Here is a 22,131-nt window from a genome sequence, read left to right as displayed (position 1 = left end):
ATTAACGTGTAACAGGAACGACACGAAACCGTATCGGGCGCATCGAAATTGCGTCTCCGCGACTCAACTTCCCCAGTGTCGCAGGCCGTTCAACCTGCGAGGACTTTGCCGGGGTTGAGGATCCCGAGCGGGTCGAGCGCGCTTTTGATCCGCCGCTGCACGGCGAGATTCACCGGGTCGACTTCCTTTGCGAGCCAATCGCGTTTCAGCATTCCCACGCCGTGCTCGCCGGTGATGGTGCCGCCCATGGCGAGTGCCATCTCCAGGATCTCGTCGAACGCGGCCCGGCCCGCTTCGAGCGAGGCCGGGTCCTCGGGGTGGACGATGATGTTCGGGTGCAGGTTCCCGTCGCCCGCATGGGCGATGACGCCGATGACCACGCCGTGCTTCGCGGCCGCGGCCTGCACGCCGTCGAGCGCCTCGGCCAGGCGGGAGCGCGGCACCGCGATGTCGTCGACCAGGACCGTGCCCAGCTTCTCCATGGCGTGATAGGCGGAGCGCCGCGATTCGAGCAGCGCGTCGGCCTCCTCGGCGTCGGTGGCCCGGTAGACCTCGGTGGCCCCGGAGGCCTCGCACAGCGCCTCGATCGCGGTGAGCTCCTCGGCGGGGTTCGCGTCGGCCGCGACGAGCAGCATCGCCGCGGCCTCGGTCGGCAGTCCCATGGGGCGCAGGGCTTCCAGGGCTTTCAGGTGCACGTTGTCGATGAGCTCGAGCAGGCTCGGCTGCGCCCCGGCGGCGATGATCGCGGTGACGGCGCGCCCGGCGTCGGCGGTGGTCGCGAAGACCGCCGCGAGCGTGAGCCGCCCGGCCGGGACCGGCGAGAGCTTCACGGTGGCCTCGGTGATGATCCCAAGGGTCCCTTCGGAACCGCAGAAGAGCCGCACCAGGTCGTACCCGGCGACGCCCTTCGCAGTCTCGCGCCCGCAGCGCATGACCTCGCCGGAGGCGAGCACGACTTCCAGGCCCAGCACGTACTCCGGGGTCGTCCCGTACTTGACGCAGCACATGCCGCCGGCGGCGGTGGCGATGTTCCCGCCGATCGTGGAGATCTGCCACGAACCCGGGTCGGGGCTGTAGCGCAGGCCGTGTTCGCCTGCGGCGCTCGTGATCGCGGCGTTCAGGACACCGGGCTGGACCACCGCGAGGCGGTTGACGGGGTCGATCGAGAGGATGCGGTCCATCCCGGAGACGTCGAGGAGGATCGCGCCGTCGACGGCGGTGGCCGCCCCGGCGAGCCCGGTGCGGGCCCCTTGGGGGACAACGGGAGCGCCGAACTCGGCGGCGACCTGCATCGCGGCGCTGACCTCCTCGGTCGACCGGGCCCGCACGAGCGCTGCGGCCCGGCCGGGCGGCACGAGCGCGGCGTGGTCCACCGAATGCGCGGCCAGGACGTCGGGATCGGTCACGGGCGACAGCCCGGCCCCGGTCAACGCGGAGATCAGATCGCTCATCCCGCGAGCGTAAGGCCCGCAATCGGCCATCCACAAACCCCCACCCACCACTAGAGGGGAAAGAAGGACCCGGCGCAACCATCCCGCCCGGGTACGACAAGACACGCCCGAGAACTGGGCTAGCGGGTCGGCATGTCACCCGAAAGAGTCGAGGCGAGGTCCAGGAGCGCCAGCCCGAACGGGCGGCGGCCGAGGCGTGCCGATCCGAAGGAGTGGCGGCCTACGCGTACGGGTCGGTGTCGATGACCCCGCGGATGATCTTCGCGAGCTCCTCGACCCGCTCGATGCCCTCGGCGTCGGAAGCGGAGCCGCCGGTGAGGATCGCGATCTCGATGGGCTGCTCGGACTCGCCGTCGATGACGCCGATCGAGTTCACCACCCACTCGCCGCCCATGACGTCGCGCGTGTCCCAGCCGTTCTTCATCCACACGGTCTCGCCCTCGGCGGCGGCCGCCGAGACGCCCCACTGCTGCTCCTCCGACAGGTCGCCCATGAGCGAGCGCGCGTACTCGACCTGCTCGGCGTCCAGCACGCCCTCGTAGAGCGCGAGCTCCAGCACCCGCAGCTGGTCCACCGCGGTCGTCTGGGTCTTCCCCCACTGCTCGGTCTCGTTCGGGTTCGTGTGCTCGAGCCCGTAGTCGATGTGCGCCTGCCGGATCGCGTCGTGCCCGTCGTCGAACGTGCCGCCGTACAGCATGTCGTTCGTGGCGTCGTTGCTCGAGTCCTTGATCATCGACTCGGCGCGGTCGAGCAGCCAGTCCGGGACCTCGTCGAGCGTCCCGTACGCCTCCAGCACCATCGTCAGGATCTCGACCTTCACGATCGACGCCGTGTCGTGCTGCACGTCGCCCTCGTACGCGAGCTGGAACTCCGTGTCGTCCACCGCGACCGAGGCGTAGAAGTTCTCGTCCTCCAGGCCCGCGACGTACTCGCCGATCTCCGCGTCCAGTTCGGCCTGCAGCCGCGCCTGCGCCGCGAGGCGCTTCTCCTCGTCCGAGGGCTCCATCGACGAGTCCTCGCCGGCGGACTCCTGCGAGCCGGGCAGGGTCGCGTCGGCCGAGCCGCCGCCCCCGCCGTCGTCCCCGGACAGGTCGACGATGTAGATCGCGGCCGCGATGAGCACGGCGACGGCCGGGACGGCGAGGAAGGGCCAGAGCCGTCGCGAAGGGGCGTGCTTGGTCTGGGAGGTCACAACAGGAACCTTGCTTCAGAGCGGGGGGCGCTTACGAAATGCTGCGGCCCACGCTAAAGCAGTCGTCGAAGCGACCACAAGCAGGGTTGATTGAGAGTTCAGTAACGGTTGCACAACGCCGCCTGGACCACCCCGGTGATACTGCTCTCTCCATGGTCCCTCGCACACCCGGACCCGGCAACGGCGAAGCGCCCGCCGAGGCGGGCGCTGCGCTGGAAAGTCTGGAAAACGGCAGGCCGTGAGGCACTGGGACCGGCGTTCGGAGTGGGACCTGGGGAGGAAATGACCATCAACGAGCGCCCGCGTCTCAGTGCCTCACGGAGACTCCACCGCACCGCGCCTCGGCCTGGAGGCCCGCGGAACACGGGCCTGGTCGGGGCCGGTGAGGCACCGGGCCGCACGCTGCCGGTCGCGCCGGTTCCGCACCCGGCCGCCCGGGACCCACGACGCCTGCGCGCCGAAGGCCTTCGGGGAGCCGTGCACGGGAGCGGTCGCGGCGGCCTGCGGCGCCGGGCTCGGGACGGGGACCGGCGTCATGCCGTCGCCCGCTGCTTGAGAAGGGTGCGCGTGACCGCGGCGGCCACGCCCACGAGGCAGATGATCGCGACCAGCGCGAGCAGGCCGTTCGCGCCGTCGGCGACGGCCTTCGGGTCGACCGCGACGACCTCGTCGTCGACCGGGGCGTCGCCGCCCGCGTCCGGGTCGTACGACGACGGCGGCGGACCGAACGCGTTGACCTCTTCATCGGCGGCGGGCTCCTCCGCCGCCGGGACCGGCTCCTCGGCGACCTCGCCCTGCTGGGCCTCGCCGGAGTCCTCCGACTCGCCGGAGTCGTCCTGGGTGTCGCCCTGCGGCTCGTCCGCGCCGTCGTCGGCCGCGGGAAGCTCGACGTCCTCGCCCGACTCGCCCTCGCCGGACTGCGAGCCGTCGGCCTGCGCCTCGACCACGCGGACCTGCGCCGACTCGTACTCGGCGAACAGGCCGTGGCAGTTCGGGACCATCGCGACCTCGGCCGAGCGGTTCATCTCGAACACCTGGCTCGAGCCCGAACCGATCTCGTACACCTCGTCGCCCACGTGCAGCTTCGCGTCAGTGCCCAGCTCGTTGCTGTACCGCACCTGCGAGCCCTGCTCCACTGTCAGCTCCGACGCGTCAGGGAAGGAGGTCGCCGAGACCAGGCCCAGGGTGCCGCAGTCGCCGCTGAACACGACCTCGCTGCTGCTGCCCGACTCGGGCTCGTCGGCCGTCGCGATGCTCACCCCGGCCGCACCGCCGACCGCGAGCATCCCCGCCGCCGAGATCGCCGCCAGGCGCGACTTCCGCCGGTGCGCGCGCCGGTCCATGGCCTCCTGGATCGCGGGCGCGACCCGGCCGTCGTTCACCGGGTACGGCAGCGGAGGACGCGTCTGGGCCCGGGACTGCTTGCCGGGCTTCGTGGTGTGACTTCCCATGCCTGCGTCTCTCCAACTGCGTCTTCGACCGGATGACGACCTGATCGTTAGCGGGAATCAGGTCTCAACAGCGTTCAACGAGCGGGCTCGGGAAAGGTGACGGCCCGGAGCCGGCCGATTCCGCGATCCGTCCTCATGCGCCGGTATCCGCCGCCGCGACCGTCCGTAGGATGTGCGGGACGACACCGAGCGAGGACCGCGAGAACCCCATGGCCAAACCTGCGCCCGACACCGAAGCCGCCGAGGCACCCGAACCCCGCGCCGACGAGGGCGACGGCCCCCGGACCGGCACCGGCGACGCCAGCTTCCAAGAGCACGAGGAGCGCTGGCAGCGCTTCGCCGGAGGCGAGCACCCGCCCGAGACGGTGCGCCCCGGCCGCTGGCGGGCCCTCGGCCGCGCCCTGCGCCGCGCCGCCCGCAGCGAATGGACCCTCGCCGGACTCGCCAGCGTCCTCCTCGCCCTCGCCATGACCTGGCCGCTCGCGAAGCACCTGTCAGACCGCATCCCCCACGACACCGGCGACCCGCTCCTGCTCACCTACATCCTCGGCTGGGTCGGCCACGCCCTCCGCGAGAACCCCGCCGGGATCTGGGACACCAACAGCTTCTGGCCCCTCGACGACGCCTACCTCTTCACCGACACCCTCATGGGCTACGCGCCCGCCGCGCTCCTCGCCACCAGCCCCGCCAGCGCGCTCGTCGTCTACAACGTCCTCTACATCCTCACGTTCGCCCTCGCGTTCCTCGGCGCCTACGCGCTCCTGCGCCAGCTCGGCGCCCGCGTCGCCGGATCCGCCGTCGGCGCCGCCGCGTTCGCCTACGCGCCCTGGAAACTCGGCCAGGCCGGGCACCTCCAGGTGCTCTCAGCTGGCGGCATCGCGCTCGCGCTCGCGATGCTCGCGCGCGGCCACGGCTACTCGCTGCGCGGCGGCTTCAAACCGGAACGGCAGCGGCCCGGCTGGATCCTCGCCGGATGGCTCACCGCCCTGTGGCAGTTCGCGATCGGCGCCGGGCTCGGCATCCCGTTCGTCTACCTGCTGCTCGGCGTCGGCGTCGTCGTCGGCCTGCACTGGCTCGTGAAGCGCCCCCGGTTGCAGTGGAAGACCCTGGCGGCCAACGGCATCGGCGGCTCCGTGTTCAGCCTCGGGGTGCTGTGGATCGCCGACAAGCACGCGGTCGTCGCCGAGGCCTACCCCGAGTCGATCCGCGACGTCGAGTACATCTCCTGGTTCGCCCCGACCTGGCAGAGCTTCATCATCGCGCCGGAGGAGTCGCGGGTGTGGGGCGTCGCGCACGAGGCGGCGCGCGCCGACCTCACGTGGGCGCCCGAGCAGGCGCTGCTCGTCGGCTTCACGCTCATCGCGCTCGCTGTGGCGGGCCTGGTGTGGTCGTGCTGGACGGGCTGGCAGCGGTTCTGGCTGGCCCTGGGCGGCGCGGTCGTGTTCGCGGTCGCCATGGGCCCCAACTTCCTCGACGACGGCGCGTGGGCGTGGGCGCTGCTGTACGAGTACGCGCCCGGCTGGGACGCGATCCGCACGCCCGGCCGCCTGGCGATCTACCTGACGCTGATCATGGCGGTGCTCGCGGCGGGGACGCTCACGCGGATCGCCGACGAAGCGGACGAGATGGCGCACCGCGCCCGTCTCGACAAGCGCCTGAAGGTCAAGGCCCCCAGGCGGGTCCACGCGCTGCTGTTCCTCCCGGCGGTCCTCGTCCTGTGGGAGGGGCTGACCGTCGCGCCGTATGTCGAGGTGCCCGAAGCGCCCGTCGACATGTCCGCGCTGGAGGGGCCGGTGCTGTTCCTGCCTGCGGGCGGGGGCGACACGAAGGTGCAGTACTGGAGCATCGACGGCTTCCCCGAGGTCGCCAACGGCGTCGCCGCGTTCACGCCGGACGAGCAGGCGGGCCTGCGGTCGATGTCGATGGGCTTCCCGAGCGACGACGCGGTCGCGTCCCTGCGCGAGGCCGGGATCGAGACCGTCGTGGTCGTCCCCGGTTCGCTGCCCGGCAGCGACTGGGACGGCCTGGACACCGAGGCCGAACCGTTCGGCGTCGAGGTCGAGCGCACCGAGACCGCCTTGGTGTACGACCTGAACCCGTAGCGACCGAGGACCGGTGAAGCGCCGAGGCCCGTCTTTCGTCGGCTACTCGAGTCCGCCGAGGCGGAGGGCGTCCTCGATCTCGCCGAGTTTCGCGGGCGGCAGGACGCCCGCGTGCTCGGTCAGGTCGTCCCTGTCCAGGGTGACCAGCCAGTTGCAGGGGATGAGGCCCGGGCGCGGCAGCGCGACCCGCACGACGCCTTCGAGGGGCAGTCCTTCGGCGGCGCCTACGGTCACCTCGACGGCCGCGCCGTTGAGATCGGTGCCCGCGGGGGCGACGACCTGTACCGCCGAGAAACCGGACGCTTCGTCCCCCGACAGCAGCACGACCGCCTGCCGCCCTTCGAAATCCGCCCACCAGACTTCGCCGCGTCCTGGTGAGGGACGGCCTGCCTCCGCGACCGCGGCCTGCTCCGCGTGAACGGGCTCCGTCACGCGGGACCCATCGGGGTCAGGAACGTCAGGGATCCGACCGCGTCCAGGCGCGGCGGGGAGTGCAGCGGCGAGGCCGTCACGTCGAACGTGCGGTGCACGCCGCGGTGGTCGATGCGCATGAGGCTCCGCTCGAGGGCGTCGGTCTGGAGCGTCTGCACGGGCGCGAGCCGGGCCAGTTCGGCGTCGGTGAGCGGGTGCGCCCCGGCCGTGAAGTCGAGGAAGCGGATCCCCGAGTCGAGGAAGCGCGGCATCGCCGTCTCGATGTCGGGGCCGAAGCCGAGCACGTGCCGGGCGGCGCGCGAGACGGCGACGATCCGGGTGTCGGCCGCCAGGAGCATGCAGGGGTCGGCTGAGGACGTCACGGCGGCGCGCCACGGGGCCAGCGCCGGATCCAGCCTCCGGCCATCGGGTCCGGGCGCGGTGGCCCGCAACGGGATGACGAGTTCGAGTTGCGTCAAATCGGGCGTCCCGGGGGTAGTCGTAACGCTCAGTCTGTCCACGTTAACAGAGATAAGTTGATCTTCGTCCCCCGCGCGTCTACCCTCAGATCATGAGTGCTGAAGACGCGCCTGCTTTCGGTGTCGATTCCGAGGTGGGGCGCCTGCGCAGCGTCGTGCTCCACCGCCCCGGGGGCGAGCTGCGCCGCTTGACCCCGCGCAACAACGGGGCGCTGCTGTTCGACGGGATCCCCTGGGTCGAGCGCGCCCAGGACGAGCACGACCGGTTCGCAGCGACCCTGCGCGGCCAGGGCGTCGAGGTCCTGTACATCGGCGAGCTGCTCGCCGAGTGCCTGGAGCTGCCGGAGGCCCGCGCGGCCGTGGGCGTCTCGGTGACCGCCGACCCGCGCCTGGGGCAGACGCTGGGACGCGAGCTCGCGGCGTTCCTGGCCGACCTCGAGCCCGAGCGGCTGGCGGCGGTCCTGGTGGAGGGCTTGACGAAGGAGGAGTTCGGCTCTTCGCTGTCGTTGCGGCACAAGATGATGCGCCCCACCGAGTTCGTCATCGACCCGCTGCCGAACATGATGTTCACGCGCGACTCCGCGGTGTGGGTCGGCGACGCGGTCGCCGTGACCAGCCTGGCGATGCCCGCGCGGCGGCGCGAGACGACCCTGACGGGCCTGATCTACCACCACCACCCGCGTTTCACCGGTGTGCCGAAGCTGTACGACCCGTCGCTGGAGCACCTGGAGGGCGGGGACGTGCTGGCGCTGGCGCCGGGCGTCCTGGCCGTCGGCGTCGGCGAGCGCACGACGCCTGCGGGCGCTGAGCGCTTGGCGCGCAAGGCGTTCGCGCGGGGCCGGATCCACACCGTGCTGGTCGTCCCGATCGCGCAGCGGCGGGCGACGATGCACCTGGACACGGTGTGCACGATGGTCGACCGCGACCGCATGGTCATGTACGCCCCGGCCGAGCAGCGCCTGGAGGCGTTCACGCTCACCAGCGCCGACGGCGGCGAAAGTCTCGACATCAAGGGCCCCAGGCGGTTCCTGGACGCGGCCGCCGAGGCGATCGGCGTGGACCGGATCGAGATCATCCACACCGGCGCCCGCGACGTGGTCACGGCCGAACGCGAGCAGTGGGACGACGGCAACAACACCCTCGCCCTCGCGCCCGGCGTCGCGGTCGCTTACGAGCGCAACACGGTCACCAACGCCCGCCTCGAACGCGCCGACATCAAGGTCATGACGATCTCCGGCTCCGAACTCGGCTCGGGCCGGGGCGGCCCGCGGTGCATGTCCTGCCCGATCTCCCGCGATGCCCTCTGAACGGGCCGACCGGAGTTCCTTTCACGGTTGGCTACCGGCGGCGCGACTGGGATGACTCGTGGGACCCGGACTGGGTTCCCGCACCTACGAACCCCGAGCACGGTGTTTTCGGGACCTGGGAGGACATACCCGAGAGCGAGTTCGTGTACCACCGGTTCCGAGTCGACGTCGACTTGGTCATCGGCGGCCGCGATTTCTCGGCTGCGCTGAATCCGGTGCTGGACTTCGCCCTTGCCTGGCAGTACCTTCCCTCGGCGTTGGAACGTGACGGAGTCGTGGAGACGTCGATGAGCGTTCAGGGGCTTACCTACCGCGTCGAGAAGGTCGGCAGCGGTGTCGTCGTGTCCTCGAACAGTCATCCCCCGCGATGCGCCAAGGACGACTTCGATCCTCACCGGGTCTGGCTTGCAAGCCCCGATTTCGAGGACCTCGTCGAACAGATCGTCAGCGGCGCGTTCGCGCTCCTGTACGAGGCACATCCAAAGCTCAGCGGCAACAACTACCTCAACGGTCTGCGCGAGCGCATCGGGCGCTGAGAAGCCGGAACCGGACTTGTCACCAGCCGCCGGTCAACGGTGCCAGCGCCCGCGGGCGGGCGGCGAGGACAGCAGCACCGCCCACAGCAGCGGCGCGGCGACGACTGCGACGATGACGACTCCCGTTCCAGCCGAGCCGAACACGTGCCAAGCCAGAGCGGCTAGGACCGTGCCCGCCAGCGCGGTCGCGAGCGACACGCCGATCGCGGCGAGACGCGCGACGCGGCGGCGCGTGAGGAGTCCGAGGAGGGCCACAGCCTGGAGCACTGTCCAGTTCCATCCGACGACGGCGGCGTTCTGCAGGTAGTTGAGCTGTTCCGGGTCGAGACCGGCGACCGAGAGTGGTTCGCTTGGCAGCCAGGGGATCGCGGTGAGCGGTGGGACGGCGACGAAGGCGGTCCACATGGTCGCGAGGGGAATCGCGGCCGCAAGTGGCGTCTGCGGCTGGGGGTCGGGCCGTTCGCCCTCGTAGGTGCCGAGCGGCTCGGCGAACCAGTCGCGGGCGGTCCGGCCGAAGAGCAGGCTCGCCGCCCAGCAGAGCTTCACGGCGGCGTAGACCGGGACAGCGAAGATCCAGAGGTCCTCCGAGTCCACGATGTCGAACCCGTACCAGCTCGACCACAGCAGCAGCGCGGCGGCGACCACTGGCGTGAAGGCTAGGGCTACGGCACGGCCGCCGTTACGGCGCTTGATGATCTGCGTGAAACCGACCGTCGCGATCGCACACAGTCCGGCCGCGCTCCAGGTGAGGCCGGGGGCTATCGCGGCGGCAGCCTGCGCGCTGATGAAGGTGGAAGCGAAGGGCTCTGGAATGGTCGCGACGAGGAACAGCAGGGGAGCGGTGAGCCCGAGTGTCCAGGCTGCGGAGAGAACCGGTGACGGCAGGCCGCTCGTGAAATTCCGGTAGCCCTCGTCGCCGAGGTGTTCGAATTCCGGGCGCGGACGCTGCTTCTGAAGCTGAGCTTGGGAAATGGGAGTGCGAGGCACGGCCGATTCGCTCCATAGGTCGAGGGGTTCGGCCAATCTATCGGACCAAGCGGTGTCTGTGGGTTCGTGAATGCACTGGTGCAGTAGGGAACCGAGGGCATCTAGACACTTCTTGCACTGAAGCGTGTCGTGCGTTGAATTCGCACAAGAGTTGTGTCAGGGTTTTGAAACGCGGTTCGTGCTCACCTGAGCGCGACGCGCAAATTGAATAGGAAACGCGGGCCGCCGTACGGCTCTTGGCAGAAAGTTCGGCGGCCCGCACCCATAAACCAGGAAGGAAACCTCCCATGGTCAGCGTCAGCCTACGCCAAAACGGCGGCGGCGTACCAGAGCGAAACTCGTACGGGCGCGAAAACGTCCAGGCTCCGATCACCTTCACTCCAGGCCGGACCTCCGAGGACTGGGTCGAGACCCGCACCCGCGAAGCAGGCCACGACCGGTGGCCGCACCCCGAGAACCCTGGCTTGATCCCCGATGCGGGCGGCTACTTCGACTGGGCCGGAAGGCTGCTCTTCCTCCCGGACGGCTCCCCGAACCCCGAGGTCGCGGGCGCCTACAGGTACCAGACCAGGCCCGACCTGTGCGACCCGCACGCGCCTGACTCCGAGCCGGTCTCGCCGCGCTACGAGCCGATGTGGCTGCGCCACAGGCCCGGTGACACGTGGATGATCGGCGGCAAGCCGTTCGACCCCGACGACCCGGGCCCGTACGGCAACCCGCGCTGGCGCCCGGACCGCCGCACCGGGCGTCATCGGCGGGGGGAGCGGCCGGACCCGATCGCGCCATGGGACTGGCACGACGGCGACCCCGAGCCGCCGGACTTCGCCGCGACCGGTGTCCGCTGGGACGCCCACGGCGACTGGACCCCCGACCGCATCGCGGCCTCAGGCAACCCCCGAGATGGTGCGGGCGCCATCCCTGAACGCCCCGCCTACCGACCTGAGCGGCCCGCCGCCGAGCGCAGGGCTCGCCCACCCGCGTTCGACCTCGAAGACTCGGTCCCGGACCTCTCCTTTCGCAGTCCCGACCCGGGATGGATCAGCGGCAGCTGCGCGACACCCGCCGCGCCGGGTGCCGCTGCACCTCCGAGGAACCGGGGCGATGACGACTCGGCCGAGCAGGATTCGCCGCCGCGAACGCCTCGGGAGGTCGTCTGGCGGCCGGCGCCGCCCGCTTCACGCCGTCCCCGGTTCTGGAGCGATGATCCCCCGGAACCGGACTCCGGCCCCGAGCCTTTCCGCTTCACGGGTCTCCGCGAACGGGCCTGGTCGGAGTTCCTGACCGACTCACAGCCCCTCTACGACGACCACCTCAAACCGACCGCTCCCGACCTGCGGGACCGCGTGTCCTGGTTCCTGCGCTGCCTGCTCTGGGTGCTCACCATCGGCGTCGTCGCTTCGCCGCGACCGCTGGAACCGGCAAGAGCCCCAAGCCGACCCGCACCCGGCCAGCCGACACGCGTCACCGCACGCTGCGCAGTACCGAGCCCGACCATCGCGCCGGTCTTGACCCGGACGCCCCCCGAAGCGATCCGGTTCGAGCCGCCCGCGCCGCGTCTCCCGCGACTGTCCCTCCACTCCAGCGGAACGGCGGTGGCCTGATGGAATTCACCGGCCTCATCGCCCATGCCGTCATCGGCGACCGCCACTTGAACTTCGACGCGGTCTTCAGCCAGCACCGCCTCAGGGTCACCTTCTCCGGCACCGAGCCGACCGTCCTCGGTTCGGTCGTCTACCTCGATTCGCACGAGCCGGGCCTGCGCATCTCCGAACCGCTCCACGTCGACTGGGCCGTCCAGCGCCACGAGGCGATCATCAACGAAGCCAAGCGAATCTGGTCCTCGGCGATCCGGGAGTGCGACGGGTGAGTCTGCCCGCGCTGCGCGGGCCCGCTGTGTTCGGGTTCGCGCAGCGCTATTCAGAAACATTGTTTAATTATCAATCGCCCGAAAGGGATCCAATTAGCAGCGACTGGGATCGCCCACGGGCGCAACAGAGAAGACCGATTTGCTGTTGCGCTGGCATATGCGGTTATCGGTAAGATGGTTCCTCAGCCCGGAATCGACGCACCGGATTCCTCGGGCGACTTCGCCTGGAGTTCTGGAGGTGGCCCGGGTATGACTGAAATGCTCCTCGCCGTGATCGTCAATCTCGGCTCGACCGGTCTCGCCTTCATGCTCGGCTTGTCCTTCCGCCGCATTTCCCTCGGGTTCAGAACCCGCGCACTGCGGTCTTTCTGGAAGCCGATAACGAACGACGGCGTGCGCGTGGCAATCGGCAGCTTCTTCGTGAATGACTACTACCGGGACGATCCGGCAGGCCATGAGGGGATCGTGAGCCTCGTCGAACTCGCGGGCTATGCGGGGCTCGGGGACCTCGACGCCTATATCCAGCTCAAGGAGCAGCTTCGCAGGGCAGGAGTCCGCAAAGTCGAGCTTGGCCCCGGGCACCAGGTCAGCGACGAGCAACGGCGGGAGAACCTGATCCTTCTCGGAGGGCCCCACTCCAATCCCCTGAGCGCCATGGTGCTGCGGCAGCTGCCGAACACCTTCAGCTTCGGGGCCGCGGACGGACCCGGCGACTTCGGCAAGGACGCGAAGATCTACGACAACATTCTTGACTCCTCGATGGACTGCAAGAAGGGGCCTTCGGGAGAACTCGAAACCGATCAGGGAATCATGATCAGGTGCGCGAATCCGTTCGCTGCCAAGAAGTCTGTCCTCATCATCGCAGGGTCGTGGGGATTCGGCACCGCTGCTGGCACGCGACTGATCGAAGACCGCATCTTCCTGAAGAATGCGGTCGTCAATTCGGGCGTCGCATTCGAAGCCGTGTTCACTTGCAAGATCACCGATGGGTCGATCAGTAACATCGAACTCGGAAAGGTGCGGCGGCTCGCGCAGTCGCCCGTTGCGGCTCGGCTCTAGCCGGCGTGCCATTGCGACTGGAACGGCGAAGGGCCGGACGCTTCGTGCGTCCGGCCCTTCACTTTGTCGCTTAGATGTTGGCGGCGATGTCCTTGCGGTAGTAGCCGCCTTCGAGCTTGACGCCCTCGGCGAGCGAGTAGGCCTCCTGGCGGGCCTGGGCGACCGAGGCGCCCGTGCCGACGCAGTTGAGGACGCGGCCGCCGGTGGCGATGAGCTGCCCGGAGGCGTCGAGCGCGGTCCCGGCGTGGAACACGCCGGCCTCGTCGGCGCCGTACAGCGGCCGCCCGGTGACGGTGTCGCCCGGGTAGCCCTCGTTGGAGACGACGACGCACACGGCCGCGCCTTCGCGCCACCACAGGTTGCCGTAGTCCTCGAGCTTGCCGGTCGCCGCCGCGTGCAGCAGCTTGCCGAGCGGGGATTCGAGGAGCGCCAGGACGGCCTGGATCTCCGGGTCGCCGAAGCGGGCGTTGAACTCGACGACCTTGAGGCCCTTCGAGGTCAGGGCGAGGCCGCAGTAGAGGGTGCCGACGAACGGGATGCCGCGCCCGGCGAGCTCGGCCAGGGTCGGCTCGGCGACGCGCTCCATGATCTCGGCGACGAGGTCGTCGGGGGCCCAGGGGAGGGGCGTGTACGCGCCCATGCCGCCGGTGTTGGGGCCGGTGCCGCCGTCGCCGATGCGCTTGAAGTCCTGCGCGGGCAGCAGCGCCTTCGCGTGCTTGCCGTCGCTGACGACGAACAGGGAGACCTCGGGGCCGTCGAGGTACTCCTCGATGACGACGCGCTCGCACTCGAGCGCGTGGGCGAGGGCCTGGTCGCGGTCGCTGGTGACCACGACGCCCTTGCCGGCGGCGAGGCCGTCGTCCTTGACGACGTAGGGCGCGCCGAACTCGTCGAGCGCGGCCTCGGCCTCTTCCTTGGTCTTGCAGACGCGCGCGGCGGCGGTCGGGACGCCCGCGGCGGCCATGACCTCCTTCGCAAACGCCTTCGAGCCCTCGATGAGGGCGGCTTCGCCGCTGGGCCCGTACACCGGGATGCCCTTGGCGCGCACGGCGTCGGCGACGCCCGCGACGAGCGGGGCCTCGGGGCCGACGATGACGAGGTCGGCCGCGGAGGTCACCGCCAGGGAGGCCACGGCGGCCGGGTCGGTCTGGTTCACCGGCACGCAGTCGCCGAGGGCGGCCATGCCGGGGTTGCCCGGGGCGCAGATGAGCTTGGTGACGGATTCGTCCTCGGCCAGCGACGCCGCGAGGGCGTGCTCGCGGCCGCCGGAGCCGATCAGGAGTACTCGCACACCGCCAGTTTACGTGGCGGATACGTGCAGGTTAACCGCCACGCCGAGTGGTTCCCGCAACTCGGGACCGCCCTCGGGGTGGAAATGAGGACGCGATGTCATGATTGGCGCGTGACTGCGAATGTGCTCGCCGAGCGTTATGCCTCCGCCCCGATGCGCGACATCTGGGACCCCGTCGGCAAGATCAAGGCCGAACGGCGGCTGTGGCTGGCCGTCCTCCAGGCCCAGCACGACCTCGGCGTCACCGTCCCCGACGGCGTCCTCGCCGACTACGAGCGCGTCCTCGACCAGGTCGACCTCGCCTCGATCGCCGACCGCGAGCGCGTCACCAAGCACGACGTGAAGGCCCGCATCGAGGAGTTCTCCGATCTCGCCGGGCACCAGCACATCCACAAGGGCATGACCAGCCGCGACCTCACCGAGAACGTCGAGCAGATGCAGGTCCGCCAGTCCCTCGAGCTGGTCCGGGACCGCCTCGTGGCCGCGCTCGTGCGCCTCGCCGCGCGCGCCGCCCAGCACCGCGACCTCGTCATGGCCGGGCGCAGCCACAACGTGCCCGCCCAGGCCACGACCCTCGGGAAGCGCTTCGCGACCTGGGCCGAGGAGCTCCTCGCCGCCCTCGACCGCATCGAGGACCTGCTCAAGCGGTACCCGCTGCGCGGCATCAAGGGCCCCGTCGGCACCGCGCAGGACATGCTCGACCTCTTCGACGGCGACACCGCGAAGCTCGCCGAGCTCGAGGCCCGCGTCGCCGGGCACCTCGGGTTCGAGCGCGTCATGGACTCCGTCGGCCAGGTCTACCCGCGCTCGCTCGACTACGAGGTCGGCTCCGCGCTCGTCCAGGCCGTCGCCGGGCCCTCCTCCGCCGCGCTCACGATCCGCCTCATGGCCGGGGCCGAGCTCGCCACCGAGGGCTTCATGCCCGGCCAGGTCGGATCGTCCGCCATGCCGCACAAGATGAACACCCGCTCGTCCGAGCGCGTCAACGGCCTCGCCGTGGTCGTGCGCGGGTACGCCGCGATGCTCGGCGAGCTCGCCGGGGACCAGTGGAACGAGGGGGACGTCTCCTGCTCGGTGGTCCGCCGCGTCGCCCTGCCCGACCTCTTCTACGCCGTCGACGGATTGTTTGAGACCTTCCTCACCATCCTCGACAACTTCGGGGCCTACCCGGCCGTCATCGGCGCCGAACTCGACCGGTACCTGCCGTTCCTGACCTCGACGAAGGTCCTCATGGCCGCGGTCAAGCAGGGCGGCGGCCGCGAGGACGCCCACGAGGCCATCAAGGAGCACGCCGTCGCCGTGGCCCACGCCATGCGCGAGAGCGGCCAGCGCGAGAACGACCTGTTCGACCGCCTCGCGGCCGACCCGCGCCTGCCCCTCGACCGGGCCGGGCTCGACGCCCTTGTAGCGAATCCGGGTGAATTCATCGGCGCCGCAGGGGATCAGGTCGACCGTGTCGCCGAAAGGGTGGCTGCTGCGGCGAAATCGCACCCTGAGGCCGCGTCCTACCGTCCGGGAAACATCCTATGAATGCCTGTGACCTGGCACCGTCCCCGTAGCTCGGCACTGGCCCTGGTCAGGGCCGGTGAATATGCTTGCCCTGTTGTCCCGTCCATGTGACCGACAGGAGTGCGCCCGTGGCCCGTGTAGTGGTCGACGTGATGCTGAAGTCCGAAATCCTCGACCCCCAGGGCGAGGCCGTCCTCGGGGCGCTGCCGCGCCTCGGCGTGAACGACGTGGCGTCGGTGCGGATCGGCAAGCGCGTCGAGATCGAGTTCGACGAGAACGCCCAGAACGTCGAGGAGCAGTCGCGCGTGATCGCCGACCAGCTCCTGGCCAACCCGGTCATCGAGAACTTCTCGGTGTCCATCGAGGGCGCATGAGCGCGCGCGTCGGGGTCGTGACCTTCCCCGGGTCGCTCGACGACAAGGACGCCGCCCGCGCGGTGCGCCTGGCCGGGGGCGAGCCCGTGGGCCTGTGGCACGACGACGCAGGCCTCGCCAGCGTCGACGCCGTGTTCCTGCCCGGCGGGTTCTCCTACGGGGACGCGCTGCGCTGCGGCGCCATCGCCCGCTTCTCGCAGGTGATGGACACCGTCAAGGCCGCCGCGGCCCAGGGGATGCCCGTCCTCGGGGTCTGCAACGGCTTCCAGGTGCTGTGCGAGTCGCACCTGCTGCCGGGCGCGCTCGTGCGCAACGCCCACCTGCGCTACCGCAACCGCCCCGCGCGGCTGCGCGTCGAGACCTCCCGCACCGCGTGGACGCGTCTCTACCAGCCGGGCAGCGAAGTGGTCTTCCCCGCCAAGCACGGCGAGGGCCGGTACGTCGCCGACGACGCCGTCCTCGACCAGTTGGAGGCGGACGGCCGCGTGGTCTTCCGGTACCTCGACAACCCGAACGGCTCGATGCGCGACATCGCCGGGGTGACCAACGAGGCCGGGAACGTCGTGGGCCTCATGCCCCACCCCGAGCACGCCGTCGACGAGCTGACCGGCCCGTCCGCGGACGGGCTCGGCATCGTCGCCTCGGTCCTGGCCCACCTCACCGGGGCCGCCGACACCAGTGGAGTCAGCCGATGAGCCGTATCAACGTCGCGGTCGACACGGTCGGCGTCGCCGACGCGACCCCGGACGAGAAGCAGCCGTGGGCCGAACTGGGCCTGAAAGAGGACGAGTACCAGCGGATCCGCGAGATCCTGGGCCGCCGTCCCACCCAGTCCGAGCTCGCCATGTACTCGATCATGTGGTCCGAGCACTGCTCGTACAAGTCGAGCAAGGTGCACCTGCGCCAGTTCGGCCAGAAGAACCCGAAGACCCCGCGCCTGCTGGCCGGGATCGGGGAGAACGCCGGCGTCGTCGCCATCGACGAGAACATCGCCGTCACGTTCAAGGTCGAATCCCACAACCACCCGTCCTATGTGGAACCCAAGCAGGGCGCGGCCACCGGCGTCGGCGGCATCATCCGCGACATCATCGCCATGGGCGCCCGCCCCGTCGCGGTCATGGACTCGCTCCGCTTCGGCGCCATCGACCACCCCGACACCGCCCGGGTCCTCCCGGGCGTGGTCGACGGCATCGGCCACTACGGCAACTGCGTGGGCCTGCCCAACATCGGCGGCGAGACCTACTTCGACCCGTGCTACCAGGGCAACCCGCTCGTCAACGCCCTCAGCGTCGGCGTCCTGCCCCGCACCCGCCTGCAGTCCATGCAGGCCAGCGGCGTCGGCAACACCGTGATCCTCATGGGCGCCAAGACCGGCCGCGACGGCATCGGCGGCGTCTCCGTCCTCGCCTCCGCGACCTTCTCCGAGACCGGCGAAGGCGACGCCCGCCCGAGCGTCCAGGTCGGCGACCCGTTCACTGAGAAGCTCCTCATCGAGGTCTGCCTGGAACTGTTCGACGCCGGACTCGTCGTCGGCGTCCAGGACCTCGGCGGCGCCGGGCTCACCTGCGCGCTCAGCGAGACCGCCGCCGCCGGCGACGGCGGCATGCACGTCGACCTCGAACTCGTCCCGCTGCGCGCCCAGGGCATGGAACCGCAGGACATCCTCGCCTCGGAGTCGCAGGAGCGCATGCTCCTCATCGTCGACCCCGCCAAGGCCGAGGAAGTCCTCGCGCGCTCCCGCCGCTGGGGCCTGCTCGCCACCGAGATCGGCACCGTCACCGACACCGGCCGCCTCGTCGTCGACTTCCACGGCCAGACCGTCGTCGACGTCCCGCCCAAGTCGCTCGCCGACGAAGGCCCGGTCTACAACCGGCCCATCGCCGAACCGAACGACCTCGGCCTCATCGCCGTCGACCGCGCCGAGACGCTCCCGCGTCCGACCACCGACGAGGAGATCCGCCAGACCGTCCTCGACATGGCCGCCAGCCCCAACCTGTGCGACAAGTCCTGGATCACCGAGCAGTACGACTCCTCGGTGTTCGGCAACACCGTCCTCGGCACGCCGCACGACGCGGGGCTCATCCGCCTCGACGAGCAGACCGGCGTCGGCATCGCCATCTCGCTCGACGGCAACGGCCGCTTCGCGCGGCTCGACCCGTACGTCGGCGCGCAGCTCTCGCTCGCCGAGGCCTACCGGAACGTCGCCGTCACCGGCGCCACCCCGATCGCCATCTCCGACTGCCTCAACTTCGGCTCGCCCGAGGACCCGCACGTCATGTGGCAGTTCGAGCGGGCCGTCACCGGCATCGCCGACGGCTGCCAGAAGCTCGGCATCCCCGTCACCGGCGGCAACGTCTCCTTCTACAACCAGACCGGCCGCGACGCCATCCACCCGACGCCCGTCATCGGCGTGCTCGGCGTGATCGACGACGTCCACCGCCGCATCCCGCTCGGACTCGGCAAGACCGGCGACACCATCGCGCTCATCGGCGAGACCCGCGAAGAGCTCTCCGGCTCCGAATGGGCCGCCGTCAAGCACGGCCACCTCGGCGGCGTCCCGCCGGTTGTCGACCTCGACCACGAGATGAAGCTCGCCGAGCTCCTCTCCCGCCTGGCCGAGACCGAGCAGCTCGCCGCCGCCCACGACCTCTCCGAAGGCGGCCTCGCGCAGGCCCTCGTCGAGGCCATCTGCCACACCGGGCTCGGCGCGCAGATCCTCCTGCCCGAAGGGGCCGACCCGTTCACGTACCTGTTCTCGGAATCCTCCGGACGGGTCCTCGTGGTCATCCCGCGCGGCCAGGAGCTCGCCGTCCGCACCGCATGCGAGCAGCGGAACCTGCCGATCACGCCCCTCGGCGTGACCGACGCCAACACCGACGGCCTCCACCTGCGGGACCACTTCGACATCGGCCTCGCCGAACTCGAAGCGTCCTGGAAGGGCCGCATCGGCGCCGTCCTCGGCGAATAGGGTCAACGGAACCGCCCCGGAGCTTCGGCTCCGGGGCGGTTCCGCATAAGTAATAAGGTGCGCTACTCCTCGAACGGCTCGCCGGTCGGCGCCGCGAGCGGCAGCAGCGCGCTGAGGTCGGCGCGCTGGCCCGAAGCCGCGACCTTGCCGGTCGACACCGCCTCGTCCCAGCCCATGCGGCCGGTGCCCAGGAGCAGGAACACGAGCGGTTGACATTCGACGACGTTCGGTGGCGTCCCGCGCCGGTGCCTGGGGCCCTCCACGCACTGCACCGCGCCGTACGGCGGGACCCGCACCTCCACGGTGTGACCAGGGGCTTTCTCGGCGAGTGCCTGCAGCAGTTCGCGAACGGCGACTTTGAGCGTCTCCCGGTCGGGAGCCTCATCGTTGTCGATCGCGGCCATGGCATCGACCACAGCGTCCACGAGCGGACCTCCCAACCACGTTAGACTGCCCGTTACGGCACGTCGCCGAACGGGCGTGCTTTTACGACTGAGCGCCCGGGCCACCGGGTGCGACATGAAAGCCGCAGTGCCTGCACCCCGGTCCCGTGACCGAAATGAGACCAGGCATAGTGGCGACGACGGCCCGCTTCCGTGGGTTCGTCGTGCCTGCCCGTGGCAGATCGCCGCGAGTGGCGCTGGATGGCACATGCCCAGGAGGGGATGTAGATGACCGTAGCGGCCGAACCGAGCGGGACCCAGACTAACGTCCCGCGGTCCCGGCGCGGAAGACGGGGTGGCCTGCGCACTCGCCTGGCCGGCCTCGCCGCGGCGGGCGGTGTGCTCCTCGGCATCCTGGCGTTCCCGCAGGCGGCGCTCGCGCAGGACGTCAGCGGCTGGTTCAACGGGGCGTTCAACCCGAACCCCGTGACGATCGGCGGCCAGGCCTCCGTCGTCACGTTCACCGTCATGAACAGCAACCCGGTGCAGCCCAAGGACATCACGGTCCGGACGGACATCGAGGGGCTCGGCGACTACATCGCCGCGACCGACAACGACGGCGGCGCGGGCCTGTGCACCCGCGAGGACTCCGACAAGGTCAAGTGCAGCCAGGTCGAGCCCAACGGGCAGCGGACCATCTCCTTCACCGTCACGACCGTGACCGAGTCCGACCTGCCGAGCGGCGAGCAGGCGTCGGGAACGTTCACGGTCAGCTTCGAGGGCCAGAGCCAGTCGAGCGGCATCAACGTCACCGGCAACGCCACCGTCGCCAACGTCTCCTCCATCAGCGGCGAGGTCACCTCCAACGGCGAACCGGTCGCCGACGCGGACCTCGAACTCACCGACGGCGAGGGCGGGACCCACGACACCACGACCGACAGCAGCGGCAAGTACGAGTTCACCGGCGACTCGAGCAACCCGATCGCGCCCGGCGACATGACGCTGAAGATCAGCGCCGAGGGTTACGAGGACAAAGAAGAGACGCTCACCGTCCGCGAGGGCAGCGAGACGTACAACATGAACATCACCCTCACGCAGGTGCAGGAGGAGACGACTGCCGAAGCCACGACCGCCGCGCCCACCACGGCCGCGGAGTCGAGCGCGCCACCGGAGAAGAAGGATGACGGCGGTATGTCCGGCACCCTCATCTTCCTCATCGTGATCGGCGCGCTCCTGGTCGTCGGCGGCATCGTCGGCATCTTCTTCCTGCTGCGCGGCGGCAAGGACAAGGACGACGACGGCGACGAGAGCTTCTCGCCCGACGCCCCGCCGGACCACACGCCCACGGCCGCCCAGGTCGGGACGCCCGGCGTGTACCAGGCCGGGCCCGCGCCCGGCTCCGACGCGCCGACGATGATCCACCCCGGCGGCCTCGTCGACGGCGGTCCCGCCGCCCCGACCCAGTTCGGACCCGCCTACGGCGGCAACGACTCCACGCAGGTCATGCCCCAGGGCGGATTCGGCGCCCCGCCCGCGATGCCGGGCGGCCAGGTCGGCCCCGACGGCACCACGATCCTCCCCGTCGTCAAGCAGCCGGGCGGTCCCGGCGCCTCCGACGCCACGCAGATCATGCCGCAGGCGAACCTCGGCTCGCCGCCTCCGGCCGCGCCGCCGAGCCCCTACGGCGACTTGGGTTCCACGCGCCCGCACGCGGCCCCGTCGGCCCCGCCCAGCCCTTACTCGGACCCGGCCGCGACCCGGCCGCACCCCGGGCCGTCCCCGGCCGGATCGCCGAGCCCTTACGGCGACCTCGGATCGACGCGCCCGCACCCGTCCCCGACGCCGCCGCCCTCGACCGGCTCGATGTTCGACCCGCAGGGCGCCTCGCCGCAGTACGGCGCGCCGAGCGCGCCGCGCGACCAGGGCTACGGGGCGCAGAGCGACCAGAGCTTCGGTGCCCCCAGCGGACCGCGCGACCAGGGCTTCGGCTCGCCGAGCGCGCCGCAGTACGGCCCCGGCTCGCAGAGCTACGGGTCCCAGGGCGGCCAGCAGGGCTACGGCTCGCACAGCGCGCCCAGCGCCCCGCCGAGCGCTCCCCGCAGCGCGCCGCCGAGCAGCGACCCGTATTCGAGCCAGTCGATGCGTCGCGACCCGTACGCGCCGCAGGAGCAGCCCGCGCCGCCCGCCGGCGACTACGGGGCGACCCGCGCGATGCCGCAGTACGGCGACCAGCCGCAGCCGCCCGCCGCGCCCTACGGCAGCGAGCAGGGCCAGGGCGGCGACGACCAGGACGGCAAGCGCAGCGAACGCCGTAACTGGGGCGAGTGGGACGACCGCCCCCGCTCCTGGTAACGGGAAACACTGAACGAAAGGAACGCCGCCGCGGGCTCTGCCCGGGGCGGCGTTCCGTTTTCGAGGGGGTCGATGTCGGCGGCCGGGGGCCGGGGTCCGGGGGCGGGGAGCCGGGTGCTGTACGCCCGCCGGGCGGGCGTGGGGCGTGCTGGTACTTCGGCGGCTGGACGTACTCCGGCGGCACGCCCGCCGGGCGGGCGTAGGGCGTGCCCGTTCCCACCCGCATCCGCCTTCCTGCCAACCGAAGAAATGCGATGACTGTCCCACACGGGTCCGACATCGTCGGTCGATGCGAGTCAGACTCTGGTGCGCCTCGCGCCTCGCGCCTCGCGCCTCGCGCCTCGCGCCTCGCGCCTCGCGCCTCGCGCCTCGCGCCTCGGACTGGCGTTCACCTGGAGTCGTGATGACGTTC

General features: G+C 70.7%; 19 protein-coding genes. 11 read left to right on the top strand and 8 right to left on the bottom strand.

Features of this window, described 5'->3' with window-relative positions:
* Positions 1 to 89: 89 nt before the first annotated feature.
* The 3 genes from ACGGCP_RS00385 to ACGGCP_RS00375 form a co-directional block, all read right to left on the bottom strand.
* On the bottom strand, positions 90 to 1,451 hold the full coding sequence (locus ACGGCP_RS00385) for an FAD-binding oxidoreductase (RefSeq protein ID WP_392958950.1): 1,362 nt from the start codon (positions 1,449 to 1,451) through the stop codon (positions 90 to 92).
* Between the two features lie 220 nt (positions 1,452 to 1,671).
* On the bottom strand, positions 1,672 to 2,643 hold the full coding sequence (locus ACGGCP_RS00380) for a hypothetical protein (protein WP_392958948.1): 972 nt from the start codon (positions 2,641 to 2,643) through the stop codon (positions 1,672 to 1,674).
* Positions 2,644 to 3,176: 533 nt separating this feature from the next.
* Positions 3,177 to 4,094 (bottom strand): hypothetical protein, encoded by a 918-nt coding sequence (locus tag ACGGCP_RS00375; protein WP_392958945.1) that lies wholly within the window; start codon positions 4,092 to 4,094, stop codon positions 3,177 to 3,179.
* Between the two features lie 209 nt (positions 4,095 to 4,303).
* Here ACGGCP_RS00375 and ACGGCP_RS00370 point away from each other — a divergent pair, with 209 nt between their 5' ends.
* Positions 4,304 to 6,196: a hypothetical protein gene (locus tag ACGGCP_RS00370; RefSeq protein ID WP_392958942.1), complete on the top strand. Its 1,893-nt coding sequence runs from the start codon at positions 4,304 to 4,306 to the stop codon at positions 6,194 to 6,196.
* Between the two features lie 42 nt (positions 6,197 to 6,238).
* Here the strand turns inward: ACGGCP_RS00370 and ACGGCP_RS00365 are convergent, their stop codons facing one another.
* On the bottom strand, positions 6,239 to 6,628 hold the full coding sequence (locus ACGGCP_RS00365) for a type II toxin-antitoxin system PemK/MazF family toxin (protein ID WP_392958940.1): 390 nt from the start codon (positions 6,626 to 6,628) through the stop codon (positions 6,239 to 6,241).
* Positions 6,625 to 7,086 carry a hypothetical protein gene (locus ACGGCP_RS00360; protein WP_392958937.1) on the bottom strand — a complete coding sequence of 154 codons (462 nt, stop codon included), beginning with the start codon at positions 7,084 to 7,086 and terminating at the stop codon, positions 6,625 to 6,627. The genes ACGGCP_RS00365 and ACGGCP_RS00360 overlap by 4 nt, the downstream gene beginning before the upstream one ends.
* A 92-nt stretch (positions 7,087 to 7,178) precedes the next feature.
* Here ACGGCP_RS00360 and ACGGCP_RS00355 point away from each other — a divergent pair, with 92 nt between their 5' ends.
* Both ACGGCP_RS00355 and ACGGCP_RS00350 read left to right on the top strand, forming a co-directional pair.
* Positions 7,179 to 8,393, top strand: a complete 1,215-nt coding sequence (locus tag ACGGCP_RS00355) for an arginine deiminase (RefSeq protein ID WP_392958934.1) — start codon at positions 7,179 to 7,181, stop codon at positions 8,391 to 8,393.
* Positions 8,394 to 8,536: 143 nt separating this feature from the next.
* Entirely contained in the window at positions 8,537 to 8,929 is a 393-nt protein-coding gene (locus tag ACGGCP_RS00350) for a hypothetical protein (RefSeq protein WP_392958931.1), read from the top strand.
* A gap of 33 nt (positions 8,930 to 8,962) precedes the next feature.
* Here the strand turns inward: ACGGCP_RS00350 and ACGGCP_RS00345 are convergent, their stop codons facing one another.
* Positions 8,963 to 9,916, bottom strand: coding sequence for a hypothetical protein (locus tag ACGGCP_RS00345; RefSeq protein WP_392958929.1), 954 nt, complete (start codon positions 9,914 to 9,916; stop codon positions 8,963 to 8,965).
* 287 nt (positions 9,917 to 10,203) lie between these two features.
* Here ACGGCP_RS00345 and ACGGCP_RS00340 point away from each other — a divergent pair, with 287 nt between their 5' ends.
* The 3 genes from ACGGCP_RS00340 to ACGGCP_RS00330 all read left to right on the top strand — a co-directional run bounded on the left by ACGGCP_RS00340 (position 10,204) and on the right by ACGGCP_RS00330 (position 12,842).
* The gene (locus tag ACGGCP_RS00340; RefSeq protein ID WP_392958927.1) at positions 10,204 to 11,517 is read left to right on the top strand and encodes a hypothetical protein; all 1,314 of its coding nucleotides are present in this window, start codon (positions 10,204 to 10,206) and stop codon (positions 11,515 to 11,517) included.
* Entirely contained in the window at positions 11,517 to 11,783 is a 267-nt protein-coding gene (locus ACGGCP_RS00335) for a hypothetical protein (protein ID WP_392958924.1), read from the top strand. Before ACGGCP_RS00340 ends, ACGGCP_RS00335 begins: the two co-directional genes overlap by 1 nt.
* A gap of 249 nt (positions 11,784 to 12,032) precedes the next feature.
* On the top strand, positions 12,033 to 12,842 hold the full coding sequence (locus tag ACGGCP_RS00330) for a hypothetical protein (RefSeq protein WP_392958921.1): 810 nt from the start codon (positions 12,033 to 12,035) through the stop codon (positions 12,840 to 12,842).
* A 70-nt stretch (positions 12,843 to 12,912) separates the two neighbouring features.
* On the opposite strand, the gene purD is transcribed toward ACGGCP_RS00330, so the two are convergent.
* Positions 12,913 to 14,133, bottom strand: coding sequence for a phosphoribosylamine--glycine ligase (gene purD / locus ACGGCP_RS00325; RefSeq protein WP_392958918.1), 1,221 nt, complete (start codon positions 14,131 to 14,133; stop codon positions 12,913 to 12,915).
* 111 nt (positions 14,134 to 14,244) lie between these two features.
* On the opposite strand from purD, the gene purB reads away from it, so the two are divergent.
* The 4 genes from purB to purL all read left to right on the top strand — a co-directional run bounded on the left by purB (position 14,245) and on the right by purL (position 18,984).
* Positions 14,245 to 15,663: an adenylosuccinate lyase gene (gene purB / locus ACGGCP_RS00320; RefSeq protein WP_392958915.1), complete on the top strand. Its 1,419-nt coding sequence runs from the start codon at positions 14,245 to 14,247 to the stop codon at positions 15,661 to 15,663.
* 107 nt (positions 15,664 to 15,770) lie between these two features.
* Positions 15,771 to 16,016: a phosphoribosylformylglycinamidine synthase subunit PurS gene (gene purS, locus ACGGCP_RS00315; protein ID WP_392958912.1), complete on the top strand. Its 246-nt coding sequence runs from the start codon at positions 15,771 to 15,773 to the stop codon at positions 16,014 to 16,016.
* Positions 16,013 to 16,711, top strand: a complete 699-nt coding sequence (purQ, locus tag ACGGCP_RS00310; RefSeq protein WP_392958909.1) for a phosphoribosylformylglycinamidine synthase subunit PurQ — start codon at positions 16,013 to 16,015, stop codon at positions 16,709 to 16,711. The genes purS and purQ overlap by 4 nt, the downstream gene beginning before the upstream one ends.
* Positions 16,708 to 18,984, top strand: a complete 2,277-nt coding sequence (gene purL / locus ACGGCP_RS00305; RefSeq protein WP_392958907.1) for a phosphoribosylformylglycinamidine synthase subunit PurL — start codon at positions 16,708 to 16,710, stop codon at positions 18,982 to 18,984. Before purQ ends, purL begins: the two co-directional genes overlap by 4 nt.
* A 62-nt stretch (positions 18,985 to 19,046) precedes the next feature.
* Here purL and ACGGCP_RS00300 read toward each other — a convergent pair whose 3' ends face one another.
* Positions 19,047 to 19,388 carry a sterol carrier family protein gene (locus ACGGCP_RS00300; protein WP_392960396.1) on the bottom strand — a complete coding sequence of 114 codons (342 nt, stop codon included), beginning with the start codon at positions 19,386 to 19,388 and terminating at the stop codon, positions 19,047 to 19,049.
* A gap of 378 nt (positions 19,389 to 19,766) precedes the next feature.
* Here ACGGCP_RS00300 and ACGGCP_RS00295 point away from each other — a divergent pair, with 378 nt between their 5' ends.
* Positions 19,767 to 21,719, top strand: coding sequence for a carboxypeptidase regulatory-like domain-containing protein (locus tag ACGGCP_RS00295; RefSeq protein ID WP_392958905.1), 1,953 nt, complete (start codon positions 19,767 to 19,769; stop codon positions 21,717 to 21,719).
* The last annotated feature ends 412 nt before the right edge of the window (positions 21,720 to 22,131 follow it).

The organism is Glycomyces sp. NPDC048151, assembly GCF_043202775.1.
GTDB lineage: Bacteria > Actinomycetota > Actinomycetes > Mycobacteriales > Micromonosporaceae > Glycomyces.
This window is presented reverse-complemented; position numbering and strand designations above follow the sequence as displayed.